Origin of the sequence: Arsenophonus endosymbiont of Crataerina pallida (genome assembly GCF_964020125.1) — a bacterium.
Lineage (GTDB): Bacteria > Pseudomonadota > Gammaproteobacteria > Enterobacterales > Enterobacteriaceae > Arsenophonus > Arsenophonus nilaparvatae.
Genome location: NZ_OZ026540.1, coordinates 3,330,072 through 3,343,210, shown reverse-complemented (window position 1 = coordinate 3,343,210; position 13,139 = coordinate 3,330,072). Strand labels below are relative to the sequence as shown.

General features: G+C 39.5%; 9 protein-coding genes and 3 pseudogenes. 5 read left to right on the top strand and 7 right to left on the bottom strand.

All coding sequences use genetic code 11. The annotated features are described in order from the left end of the window. Positions 1-13: 13 nt before the first annotated feature. Positions 14-1,297, bottom strand: coding sequence for a glutamate-1-semialdehyde 2,1-aminomutase (gene hemL, locus AACL31_RS17790; protein WP_310511968.1), 1,284 nt, complete (start codon positions 1,295-1,297; stop codon positions 14-16). 218 nt (positions 1,298-1,515) lie between these two features. Here hemL and erpA point away from each other — a divergent pair, with 218 nt between their 5' ends. Next, positions 1,516-1,860, top strand: coding sequence for an iron-sulfur cluster insertion protein ErpA (gene erpA, locus AACL31_RS17785; protein WP_032116700.1), 345 nt, complete (start codon positions 1,516-1,518; stop codon positions 1,858-1,860). A 69-nt stretch (positions 1,861-1,929) separates the two neighbouring features. Here the strand turns inward: erpA and mtnN are convergent, their stop codons facing one another. Beyond that, positions 1,930-2,643: a 5'-methylthioadenosine/S-adenosylhomocysteine nucleosidase gene (gene mtnN, locus AACL31_RS17780; protein WP_310511969.1), complete on the bottom strand. Its 714-nt coding sequence runs from the start codon at positions 2,641-2,643 to the stop codon at positions 1,930-1,932. A gap of 123 nt (positions 2,644-2,766) precedes the next feature. Here mtnN and dgt point away from each other — a divergent pair. From dgt to AACL31_RS17760, 4 genes and pseudogenes are all read left to right on the top strand, one after another. Next, a pseudogene (dgt, locus tag AACL31_RS17775) lies at positions 2,767-4,292 on the top strand (dGTPase). Between the two features lie 573 nt (positions 4,293-4,865). Next, positions 4,866-6,097: pseudogene (rlmD, locus tag AACL31_RS17770) on the top strand (23S rRNA (uracil(1939)-C(5))-methyltransferase RlmD). Between the two features lie 13 nt (positions 6,098-6,110). Then, positions 6,111-8,344, top strand: a pseudogene (relA, locus tag AACL31_RS17765) (GTP diphosphokinase). Positions 8,345-8,614: 270 nt separating this feature from the next. After that, positions 8,615-9,847, top strand: coding sequence for a site-specific integrase (locus AACL31_RS17760; RefSeq protein WP_339053469.1), 1,233 nt, complete (start codon positions 8,615-8,617; stop codon positions 9,845-9,847). A gap of 235 nt (positions 9,848-10,082) precedes the next feature. Here AACL31_RS17760 and AACL31_RS17755 read toward each other — a convergent pair whose 3' ends face one another. The 5 genes from AACL31_RS17755 to AACL31_RS17735 form a co-directional block, all read right to left on the bottom strand. Further along, positions 10,083-10,328, bottom strand: a complete 246-nt coding sequence (locus AACL31_RS17755; RefSeq protein WP_339053468.1) for a hypothetical protein — start codon at positions 10,326-10,328, stop codon at positions 10,083-10,085. Positions 10,329-10,351: 23 nt separating this feature from the next. Further along, positions 10,352-10,528 (bottom strand): hypothetical protein, encoded by a 177-nt coding sequence (locus AACL31_RS17750; RefSeq protein WP_310513667.1) that lies wholly within the window; start codon positions 10,526-10,528, stop codon positions 10,352-10,354. 195 nt (positions 10,529-10,723) lie between these two features. Beyond that, positions 10,724-12,148 carry an SNF2-related protein gene (locus AACL31_RS17745; protein ID WP_422389263.1) on the bottom strand — a complete coding sequence of 475 codons (1,425 nt, stop codon included), beginning with the start codon at positions 12,146-12,148 and terminating at the stop codon, positions 10,724-10,726. A 27-nt stretch (positions 12,149-12,175) separates the two neighbouring features. Then, on the bottom strand, positions 12,176-12,907 hold the full coding sequence (locus tag AACL31_RS17740) for an antA/AntB antirepressor family protein (RefSeq protein WP_339053467.1): 732 nt from the start codon (positions 12,905-12,907) through the stop codon (positions 12,176-12,178). A 64-nt stretch (positions 12,908-12,971) separates the two neighbouring features. After that, complete coding sequence (locus AACL31_RS17735) at positions 12,972-13,106, bottom strand: hypothetical protein (RefSeq protein WP_310513633.1); 135 nt, start codon at positions 13,104-13,106, stop codon at positions 12,972-12,974. Positions 13,107-13,139 lie beyond the last annotated feature (33 nt).

Genomic DNA, 13,139 nt, shown 5'->3' with positions numbered 1-13,139 from the left:
GCTTAATAAATGATCAGTTCATCTTATTAAAAGCATTTTCTGCTGCTTTAATTGTGCGATCAATATCTTCATCACTATGCGCAATGGACATGAAACCCGCCTCAAAGGCAGAAGGTGCCAAATAAACGCCTTCGTCTAACATGAAATGGAAGAATTGCTTAAATTTCTCAATATCACATTGCATGACATCCTGATAGCAGTTAACTTGTGGTGCTGCTGTAAAAAATAGACCAAACATTCCGCCAACATGATTAACAACCAACGGAATAGCAGCTTGTTGCGCTTTTTCTTGTAAGCCTGTAACAAGTTTTTTCGTCAGTTCTGCTAAGCGTTTATGGGTATTGGGTTTAGCAACTTCTGTTAGGCAAGCAAGGCCTGCTGCCATCGCTAATGGGTTGCCTGATAAGGTACCGGCTTGATAAATTGGCCCTATTGGAGCGAGTTTTTCCATCAATTCGCGGCGGCCACCGAATGCGCCAACAGGCATACCACCGCCGATTATTTTACCTAAACAGGTCAAATCAGGTTTAACTTGATAATGTGCTTGTGCGCCACCTAAGGCAACCCGAAAGCCGGTCATCACTTCGTCGATAATTAATAACGCGCCAAATTGATCGCATAATATACGTAGTCCAGGCAGGAATTCAGCCTCGGGTAGAATACAATTCATATTGCCCGCTACTGGCTCTACAATAATAGCCGCGATTTCTTGCGGATATTGGGCAAAAGTATGCCGAACTGAATCTAAATCATTAAATGTACAGGTAAGAGTATGTTTGGCAACATCAGCGTGAACGCCAGGAGAATTAGGTTGACCAAAGGTTAAAGCGCCTGAGCCTGCTTTAACTAATAGGCAGTCGGCATGTCCATGGTAGCAGCCTTCAAATTTAATAATCTTGTCACGCCCTGTATAACCGCGAGCAAGCCGTATGGCACTCATTGTGGCTTCTGTGCCTGAATTTACCATACGAACCATTTCGATGGATGGAATAAGTTGACTAATTATTTCTGCCATTGTTACTTCAATGGTGGTCGGGGCACCAAAACTCAGGCCATTTTCTGCCGCTTGGATGACCGCTTGCTTAATTGTGGGGTGATTATGACCTAAAATCATCGGCCCCCAAGAACCAACGTAATCGATATAAGCTTTGCCATCAACATCATAAATATAAGCACCGTCAGCTCGCTGAATAAATAATGGATAGCCGCCAACACCATTAAACGCCCGAACCGGTGAATTGACACCGCCAGGAATAAATTTTTTGGCTTTTAGGTAAAGTGTTTCAGATTGACTCATTAAATAACTCCAAGTATTGGTCCAGCAGAAATTTTGCGCATATCTTAAAGCAATATTGGCAGTAAACCAAATAGCAAATGTAGCGAGAATTTTTTTAAATCAGTTAATTTCGGCTGGATCTTGAACCAATTGGCCGGCTGTTAGATAATCATCCCTTGTCCAGTGAAGTATTGATGCTTCCTGCGTCTATTGATTGGCATGTCGGCCTGGAGTTAGAAATGAGTAATGATACTGCACTGCCTATACAGTTTACTGATGCTGCAGCGAATAAAGTTAAAGCGTTGATTGCGGATGAAGAAAATCCCAATTTGCGTTTGCGCGTCTATATTACTGGTGGAGGCTGTAGTGGTTTTCAATATGGTTTCACCTTTGATGATAAAATGAATGAAGGTGATTTAACGATTGAAAAGCAAGGCGTCGAACTAATCGTTGATCCTATGAGTTTACAGTATCTGGTTGGCGGTTGTGTTGATTATATTGAAGGATTAGAAGGGTCACGGTTTGTGGTAACCAATCCAAATGCGAAAACAACTTGTGGTTGCGGTTCTTCATTTAGTATTTAATCGCTTAACTTACTAAGGGTAATTAATAACCCTTAGTATGGGGATCTAGCCGAAGTGGTTGTTAATAGCTCATTTACGGCTTTGGCTTGAGTTAGCTAAATTAGCCAGCATAGTTTGCACCAATAGGCTTGACTGACGAGCCGCGACAGGCAAAAATTCCTCAAAAGAGAGATGGGACTCTTTATCAGCGACATCAGAAATTGCACGCACAACAACGAATGGGATATCAAATTGATAACATACATGACCAATTGCGGCGCTTTCCATTTCAACAGCGATGGCAGTAGGAAAAGTTTGGCGAATATAGGTTAGCTCTTTCGCGCCATTAATAAAGCTATCACCACTACAAATAAAACCGCGAACAGCATGTAAATCTAATTTTTCAATACACTTTTCGGCCAGTTCTTGTAATTTTTTATCCGCTTTAAATGTGGCCGGACATTGTGCCATTTGGCCTGGTTGGTAACCAAAGGCGGTAATATTGACATCATGATAGCAAACTTCAGTTGAAACCACGATATCACCAACCTCTAAAGCAGGTAATAACCCACCGGCGGAGCCAGTGTTAATAATAAATTCAGGGGCAAAATGTTCTATTAATAATGTTGTTCCCATTGCCGCAGAAACTTTACCAATGCCTGATTTTAATAATGCGATATCAAGATCATCAAATTTTCCGCAGTAAATTTCGCAGCCAGCCCGTGATAATGTCAACTGAGCATTGATTTGCTCGCGCAATAATGCCACCTCTTGCTCCATTGCACCTATTATTGCAACTTTCATTGTGTCATACTCATAGTTGATTAATTAGACATGTTGTCAGATCCGTGCCATTGTAACATTGAAAAGAGAAAAAAAGTTAACTGTGATCCATTAGCTGGGGATATTTCATCATCGGGAGGGGAAATGTCCAAGATTGATTTTAGGCAAAAGCTCAATTTTCTTCGTAAATATAGTGATTACAATGTTGATGCAAAGAATGAGGAACAAGTTAATCGTCAATTTGAAAGTGATCGAGGGCGCATTATTAATTCTGCCGCAATACGCCGATTACAACAGAAGACTCAAGTCTTTCCTTTAGAACAAAATGCGGCGGTTCGAAGTCGTCTGACGCATTCGTTAGAAGTGCAGCAAATTGGCCGTTTTATTGCAAAGACTGTGATAAGCCAATTGAAAAAAAGAAATTGCTGGCAACTTATGGTCTCTCTGAGCGCCTTGATGCGTTTGAAAGTTTGATTGAAATGGCATGTTTAATGCATGATATTGGCAACCCACCTTTTGGTCATTTTGGTGAAGCCGCCATTAAGAGCTGGTTTTCAACATTACTTGACGCTGAATTTGTTTCTACTAAATCAAAGGCTATAGATCAATGCCAAATTAATTTTCTACAACTAACAAATGAATCTAACAAGGATTTACTTCGTCGCCAATTACGTATAGATCTTTGTCAATTTGAAGGTAATGCTCAGGGACTTAGAATGATCCATCAATTATTAAAATTGAACCTGACTTATGCTCAAATTGGCTCAATCTTAAAATATACTAAAGGTGCTTATCAACTGGATAAAATCCCTAAAGATTTTGATTATTTAACTAAAAAACCGGGCTATTATTGGTCAGAAGATAGTTTTATCAAAGAGTTGTATCGTCGATTGGATATGAAGCCATATTGTCGTTTCCCGCTTTCCTACATTATGGAAGCGGCAGATGATATCTCTTATTGCAGTGCCGATTTGGATGATGCGGTAGAAAAAGGTATTTTCAGTGTTGATAAGCTGTTGGAATATTTACGGCAAGGTTGGTTGGAAACAGGTAAAAAAGCAAAAGGTGATTTATTTGAACAGACAGTAGAAAAAGCTTACAAAAGTATTAATCACAATGAAACAAGACGTAGCAAGCAAGATCAATTTTTTATGTATCTTAGAGTTAATATTATTAGTAAATTGGCGTCGTATAGTGCTCATCGTTTTATTAAACATTTAGCTGAAATTTATGCCGGAAGTTTTAATAGTGCCTTGTTAGAAGATAAAAGTGATGAACATCATCTCTTGGAGGTATTGAAAGGCGTTGCCTATAAACATGTATTTATGCACCCGGAAGTTGAACAATTAGAATTACAGGGTTATCGAATAATTAGTGGTTTACTAAACTTTTATCGCCCATTATTATTAATGCCACGTGCTGATTTTACCCAGCTTTATCAAGATAAGTATCACAAGAAGTATTTCATTGAAACATGTCTATTGCATAAATTATCAACTAAACATCGTTTAGCTTATGGTGAAGCCATTGAAAGAATTTGCACTACTGATGAGACAGAAAAAGATATATTAGAATTTTATTATCGAGCGCGTCTTATACAAGACTATATTAGCGGTATGACGGATCATTATGCTTATCAGGAATATCGAAAATTTACAGTGAAAAATTAAAAAATGTTATGTTATTAAATTAAATAACGAAAATATGCATTGCTTAAATATATAGATTGGAAAATATTTTAAGTAATGCTTTAGAATAAACATATTAATTAAATATCGAGTTAAGGTCTGATAAGTGAAAAATATTTTGAATTTAAAAACCATTGTAATCTAAATTATTCTATTTATATAATTAAAGTGATTTTAATAACATTTGTTATTAGAAATTAGATAACAATTTAGTTATAACATAATTCAGAAATTGAAATTTTAATAAACTTCATTATGTTATAAATTTATAACATTATTTAGCAATATTATATTGGTTTATTTGATTTTTGAGAATTTATTTCATTGTTTTTTATTTTTATTTTTTACAAAAATAAATAAATCTATTGCTTTATTTCTTTAAATTACAAATAATTAACAATTTAATGGTGGATAATCTACTTCAATTGCTTCGAGATGTGATACTATTCTTCATCCTCATTGAGAAAATGAATAAAGTGAACTTAATTTTCCGATAATATATGAGATGACAGTTTCTTTATTAATAGACTAACAAAATTTTATACCTTTAATGATATGGTACAATTTTATTCTTCAAAGCAGCGTAAAGTTAAATCCGATAATTTGACAGTAATAGCTGAAAGTCTTGATGTTAAGGGTCAAGGTGTTGCGCATTATCAAGGAAAAATAATTTTTATTACTGATTTACTTCCTGGTGAGCAAGTACAAATTCAATTTACAGAAGAGAAAAGGCAATTTGCCAAGGCAAAAGTGAGCAAACGATTGACTGATAGTCTTGATCGGGTGGCGCCTTTTTGTCGTCATTTTGGCATCTGTGGTGGTTGTCAACAACAACATGTGACGCCGGCTCTTCAACGTGCTGCGAAAATCAGTAGGTTAGAATATTTATTTCAACGTGAAACGGGCAGTGCGGTAAAATCATTGCCAGTTATTACCGGTAGTGAGTATGGATATCGCCGTAGAGCGCGGTTTGGTCTTCAATACCAGCATGCAGAGCGTCGTTTACGCATGGGTTTTCGTCAGAGCCAATCAAATGTGTTAGTGGAACTGAAAATGTGTCCTGTGTTACAGCCAGAACTAGAAAAATTATTACTTCCTGTTGCTGACTGTTTAAACAAATTGGCAGCAGTTAAACATTTAGGTCATGTTGAGCTTGTTGATGCAGATAACGGCGTGAGTGTTATTTTGCGTCATCTTAAGCCGTTAACTACTAATGATAAAATATTATTAACTGCTTTTGCCAGGCGCTATAATCTCAATGTTTATTTGGTTGATAATAGTGCCAATCGGCTTAAACTTGTTAGTTTGGCAAGTAATGATAGTGAGCCTTATTATTCTATTGAGAATGTGAAATTGACATTTGATCCTCAAAATTTTATTCAAGTAAATCCTGAAATTAATAAAAAAATGGTTGCTCAAGCGTTGGATTGGTTAGCGCTTGAGCCGCAAGATAGGGTTTTGGATCTATTTTGTGGCATGAGTAATTTTACCTTACCTATTGCACGTCATGTTAATGCTGTTGTTGGTGTTGAAGGCGTCGCTGAATTGGTGGCGCAAGGACGGTTTAACGCTAGTTTAAATCAATTATGGGCGTAATGCCACATATTATCAAATTTAAACCAGAACGGGTGGTCTATATCTCCTGTAACCCAACGACATTAGTAAAAGATAGTCAACAATTACTTACAGCCGGTTATCAACTTATGAGTGTCAGGATGTTAGATATGTTCCCGCATACTAGTCATCTAGAGTCTATGGCACTTTTTTGTCGCGATTTAAGCAAATAGGCAAGGAAAGATTATGGTTGCAATTAGAAGCGCTCATTTGACATCTGCAGGAGAATTTGCCGTTGATAAGTGGGTTGCCAGTCTCAAACTTACCAACAATGACTCAGAACAAAAGTTAATTGAACTTTGGCATTACTGCTATAGCAAAGTTCAGCAACATGAACATCGTCAATTACTGCTATGGCGTGGCATCGAGATGGGAGAAATCCTGTCAACATTAAGCATGGATCTCGATAGTCTGCGTGCGGCAATACTGTTTCCTTTAGTTGATGCCAAAATTGTCACTGAGGAAATTATTAATATTGAATTTGGTAAATCGATTCACGGATTGGTTAAAGGTGTGATGGAGATGGACGCCATTCGCCAATTGAATGCTAGCAAATTAGGCGAAAAAAGTTCTACTCAGGTGGATAATATTCGTCGGATGTTGCTCGCTATGGTGGAAGATTTTCGTTGCGTGGTGATTAAGATCGCAGAACGTATTGCCCATTTACGCGAGGTAAGGGAACGCTCTGAAGAAGAAAGAGTCTTAGCAGCAAAAGAGTGCTTAAATATATATGCGCCTTTGGCCAACCGTTTAGGCATTGGGCAATTGAAATGGGAGCTAGAAGATTTCTGTTTTCATTATTTACACCCGGATGAATATAAAAAGATTGCTGAATTACTCCATGAACGTCGTATCGATCGTGAACGCTATATTGATGATTTTGTTTCGTCACTGCGACATTTTATGCTACAGGAAAGTATTACCGCAGAAATTTATGGCCGCCCGAAACATATATATAGCATCTGGCGGAAGATGCAAAAAAAATACCTGGCCTTTGATGAACTGTTTGATGTGCGCGCTGTGCGTATTATCGTTGAACGTTTACAGGATTGTTACGCTGCATTAGGTATTGTGCACACTCATTTTCGCCATTTACCTGATGAATTTGATGATTATGTTGCTAACCCTAAACCGAATGGCTATCAATCCATTCATACTGTGGTGTTAGGGCCAAATGGTAAAGCGATTGAAGTACAAATCCGGACCAGCCAAATGCACGAAAATGCTGAATTAGGTATTGCCGCCCATTGGAAATATAAAGAAGGTGCGGTAATAACAGGCAAAGGCAGTAGCTATGAAAATCGTATTGTTTGGTTAAGAAAATTGATAGCCTGGCAGGAAGAGATGGCTGATTCAGGGGAAATGCTTGATGAGGTTCGTAGCCAAGTTTTTGATGATCGCGTGTATGTTTTACACCTAAAGGTGATGTCATTGATTTGCCTGCTGGCTCAACCCCACTTGATTTTGCCTACCATATTCATAGTGATGTCGGTCATCGCTGTATTGGCGCTAAGATCAGCGGCCGGATTGTTCCTTTTAGTTATCACTTACAGATGGGAGATCAAATTGAAATTATTACGCAAAAATATCCCAATCCTAGCCGTGACTGGCTCAATCCAAATTTAGGCTATGTTACGACAAACCGCGGTCGCGCTAAGATCCACAATTGGCTTCGTAAGCAGGATCGTGATAAGAATATCCAGGCAGGGCGACAAATATTAGATAACGAACTTAATCAACTGGCGATAAGTATAAAAGAGGCGGAAAAGTTGTTATTAACCCGCTACAACGTTAACTCATTGGATGAAGTGCTGGCAGGTATTGGTGTTGGTGATATTCGTATTAATCAACTAGTAAATTTTTTACAGAATAAGTTTAGCCAAACCACTGCCGAAGAAGCAGACCGCGCCGCGTTAAAAACACTGGAAGCTAAAATATCCTCTATCCGCTTGCCAGTGAAAGATAGCGGTAGAATTGTGGTAGAAGGGGTTGGCAACTTGATGCACCACATTGCTCGTTGCTGTCAGCCAATTCCTGGTGATGATATTGTTGGTTTTATTACTAAAGGTCGAGGTATTTCGATCCATTGTATCGATTGTGAGCAACTGATCGAGCTACAATTGCATGCACCAGAAAGAATTGTCGATGCTATTTGGGGTGAAAACTACGCTAGTGGTTATTCATTAGGATTGAGAATTATTGCTAATGATCGTAGTGGGTTATTAAGAGATATTACGACTATTCTTGCTAATGAAAAAGTAAATGTTTTAAGTGTTAGTAGTCGTAGTGATGTTAAACAACAATTGGCGACTACCGATTTAAATATTGAAATCAATCATTTACCTGTTTTAGGTCGTATTTTAGCGAAATTAAATCAACTCCCTGATGTATTTGAGGCTAAACGTTATATTAAGTCGTAACTATAACATCATGTTTTAGCAAGCGGCGCATTGATAGGTTTTTGAACTTTATTACGGATGGAAATAATAGACAATCTTCAATAACAGTCGTCAACAGCCACTGACAGTCGATAAATTAAAATTAATACTTTGTTTTATAATGTTTTTATTTTTTATCTCAGTATAGAATGACTGTTTTCAGTCACCTATTATATTCCTTGTGTCATCAAATTTATGTACATATTGGTGTACATGAAATATTATATAAAAAAGACGTAAGGAGAAAAAAATATGGCGGTAAGTGATTCTTGGTTAAGAGCGGTAAATGGTAAGCCACAAGCTAAAATGATGACTAAATCAGACAGAGAGGGTTTATCAGTTCGCGTGACTCCAAAAGGTAAAGTCATTTTTCAATATCGCTATCGTTGGCAGGGGAAAGGTGATCGGATAGACATTGGAACCTATCCGGCAATTAGTTTAAAAGATGCGCGTGATAGTGCGCTTTTTTACCGTGGTGAACTAGAGCAGCACAGAAACCCGAAAGTGGTCAAACGCACTCGTAAACAAAAATCAGTTGAAGCGCGAACGGTTGAATCCGTTATTCGTGACTGGTGGGAGAAATCGCTTAAAAATTCACAGGTTAAAGCCGGTGAGATATTACGGTCATTTGAAATTTATGTTTTCCCCAAGATCGGCAATTTACCCCACAACGAAACGCACTTGCATGTCTGGCTATCGCTAATTGAAGAGGTGGTGAAAGCGAAACCGGCGATAGGAGCACGGATTTTACGTTATACCAAAACTGCCCATCGGTGGGGAATTCGCAGGGGGATTATTTCTTTAAATCCACTTATCGATGTTACCTCACAGGATTTAGGGGTAAAAACGCAACAAGGCGAGAGAGTGTTGAGTAGCAACGAGCTCAGGGTATTATTTGCGTTAATTGATGCGCCAGACTATAACCCTAGAAATGCCCTGATAATCAACCTAGCGTTATTGTTTGGTTGCCGGATAGGTGAATTGCTAAAAGCAAAAATGGCTGATTTCGATTTTACTAAAGGAATATGGACAGTGCCACCAGAGAATCATAAAACAGGGTGTAAAAGCAAAAAGCCCATTATCCGGCCTATTATCCCCGCGGCAGAGGAATTGATCAGAACTGCTAAAAAATTGAATTATGGCAGTGATTATTTATTTACCGTCTCAGAAGGGAAACCTTTGTGTGTCAGTGGGCATATTAGTTTTATTAGCAATCTCAACAAAAAAATGGCTCGCAGATTTGAGAACTATACTCACTGGTCAATTCACGATTTGCGTAAAACCATGCGTACGGGGGTTGCGGAATTAACCCAGCCCCATGTTGCTGAGATCATGTTAGGGCATAAACTACCGGGGATTTGGCAGGTATACGACAAGCATACCTACCTAGAGGAACAGCGAGAGGCTTATGATCGCTGGTGGAATAAAGTTAATCAAATCGTTTACCCATCTCCCAATCCAGAATATCCTGCCGGGCAAAATTAAGCTCATCAGATCTAAACCGAGGGCGTGGAAAACCTTCCCGCCGTTGGTATCCGTTACCCGCCCATAGTCTGATAGTGTGAGTTGACACTTTGTACCTTTTTGCCAGTTCACTGGTTTTGACAAAAGGGGATTCATTCATAGGATATTCTCCTTTATTACTGTTAAACGCTTACCTTTCGGTATGGGTAATTTGAGTGGGGTAAATTCAGGTGGGATAATGCTTATTCGCTCTATGCTATTTCTTCAATGTGTCGAGGAATACCCCTAAATAGACAAAGAGTGCTGGCACTATCATAATGCCGATAACCAGTAGCTCTTGCCCGCCTAAATGGATATTGCCTAATTCGCCACGTTTAAACCTGATTTGTGGGTCAATGACGGTATCGGCGTGCGCAAGATGTCCAACTATCAGTTCGAAGGCGAACGCTGCACTGATAAACAATAATGTCGTGATTAATAATTTGATGATGTTAAGTTTCATGGTTTGGCCTTTGTAAAATTAGCTTATTTCTTAACGCAAATCGCTTTGGCGTTGATATCCTTGAAAGTTTCAAATTCCCTCTCAAACTGTTTAGCGGCGAATTGGCACATGTTCTCAGTGTCAAATTCCTGAGTATGAACACTTGCAAAGTTACTCGATGCATAAGGGCTGGCATACATGCCTAGGATTAAAATCCACATGGTGGGCTCTCCGTTGTTAATGAGAATGGTAATGTTAATGATAACTATTTGATATTAAAATATAAATTTTTGTAAATTTAAGGTTAAGTCTGTTTATATATACAGTCTTGATATACTTTGGCATAGTTATTTGGTTGTGTGTTTGCTATTCACAATTTTTTTACCTGGTGTTGGCCAGCCTTGCGCTGGTCTTTTTTACTTTATCTTCATCGCTTCCAGTAATAAATCCTGTATTGCCCGTTTTGAATTACGGCGCGCCATCACCACTTCATCGAGTGTATCTTTAGCGACGATATGATGAATAAAGACAGGGCGATTATGTCCGGCTTGCGCTTGACGCGTGGGGCCGATACGCTCGATAATTTGCTGGTACTGCTCCAAGTCCCACCAATGGGAGAAAAAGACCAGAATGTTACCGCCGTCCTGTAAATTTAAGCCGTGTCCACAGCTTGCGGGGTGGGCAAAAAGCAACGGGATTTTGCCACTATTCCAGTTGGTAAGGGTTTGTGGGTTAGCGTCTAACATTTTGCCTTTTGGAAACGCTTTTACTAATCTTTCAAGGTCATGTTTCCAATGGTAAGCGACCAGTACTGGCGTCCCTCCTGATTCATTAACAATACTCTCCAGTGCCTGGATTTTGACATCGTGTATCGCTGTCCAGTTGCGATTGTCATCGCTATAAATAGCACCACTGGCAATTTGCAAACATTTTATTGTTTTGGCCGCGGCATTTAACGCTTCAATCGCACTCTCGCCCAATTCAAGAAACAGTTCTTTTTCCATGGCCTGATAGTGTGCTCGCGCTTTCGCGGGTAGTTCAACGTTAATAACGTTGTGTACGGGTTCGTCGATATCAAACCAATCAGCGGCATTAAGGGATAGCGTGACATCGCTGAGTGCTAACTGAATTTGTTGATGAGCAAACCCTAAAGGCTCAAACCTGCTCCACTGTTGCCCGGGGAACTGGATACGGTTAAACCAGCGAGACGTAAACGCATTATGGGTTCTGCCTAGCCGTTCGCCCTGGTCAACAAACCAGGTTTGCCCCCATAAGTCCATCAGGCCATTCGGTGAAGGCGTACCGGTCAGATTTACCCATCGATGAACCGATTTATGGGCGATTTTGGCGAGTGCAGCGGTGCGTTTACCGCCTTTGCGTAGCCGGAATGATTTTAACCGGGTGCTCTCGTCAGCGATAATCGTGCCGAAAGGCCAGCTGTCACCTAGTGTTTCAACCAGCCAGACGAGATTGTCATAATTGACCGTAAATACGCTGGCATGGGTATTTTTGAGAGCTGTCATCCGCGTTTTTGCAGTGCCAATAATGGGCTGCACTTCAATATTACGCAGGTGGCCCCATTTAAGCGCTTCGTCAGGCAAAGTGGATTGGGCTACCCGTAAAGGGGCTAATACCAGTGTGGGTTTGGTTTCACTGCCTGATAAATAGAGATTTTCTAATGCCGTCAGGGTTGCTGCTGTTTTACCCATTCCCATCCCCGCCCAGACATTTGAGCGTTTAATATCGAGCAGGTGATTGATAATGAGATTTTGGTAAGGGCGAGGGGTGAAGGTTTTTGCGATTGTCTTTTGTTCAGGCGACAATCTGGATAGTTTTGTCATGGGTATGTAATCCGTTCCAGTTCTTTTTCAGGGGAATTTGTCAGCCAAATACTGGTCATAAAGTCGCTGTGCGCCTTTTCTGAGCAAAACAGGGCGATAGCTAATAAAGCTATTTGCACCATGGGGGCTTATTTCGTTTTGTTTTTCGGTTAAATATTTATCCCGAGCGGTAGCGGCAACACGCCAGCGTAAATTGTTGCCGGACTTACTGTCGTTATAGAGCCACTTAATCTCAGCAAGATAATGATTTATCTGTTGACTATTCACGCCGTTAAGCATTTTGCTAAATTGGGTAGGGGTCATGCCTTCTTTGAATAGATTTTTAAGACAATCGTTTTCGGTTGATAGGTTTTTATTTTCCAGTAATAACTTTTCTTTCTCTTCCTCGGCACGAACAACCATGAGCGCCAGTTCTTTTGCCGTTGGTAGTAATGTTTGAGGTTGTAAAATTCGTCTCTCACATTCAATAAAGTACTGTCTGGCCTGTTTCCCTTTTTCATTGCGCTCAACCATTGATAGCTCTTTCGCCATGTCGAGGGAAATATGATATTCCTTTGCTGGACGGCCTCCATTTGGGGTTTTTGATAAATTTATCAAAAAGTCCTGATGTTCAATAAAACCATATTGTTGAATGCGATCTTTTATCCAATTAGCAAACTCCTGCTTACTTTCCAAAAACGCATGTAAATCACGAGCATTAACCGTTTGGATTAATCCGCCATTGATGTTTTTTGTTTCGATGTTGATTAAATTTGACATAAAGGTATTCCTCAATAATGAAATTGATGAAAGATTGCCCCTTAGCAAGGGGCGTTAAGATTAATTAATGACGTTCTAGGAAGTGGGTGAGTTCACCTTCGTACCAATGGTCAGTGCGCGCGGTGATTATCCCGATTTGTTGATGGTGGAAGTGTTCAAAAAGCTGTTTTATTTCCGCTAACACGGTATCGATACACAAAAACTGCTGGGGGAAAATCGGCGTTGAATATAA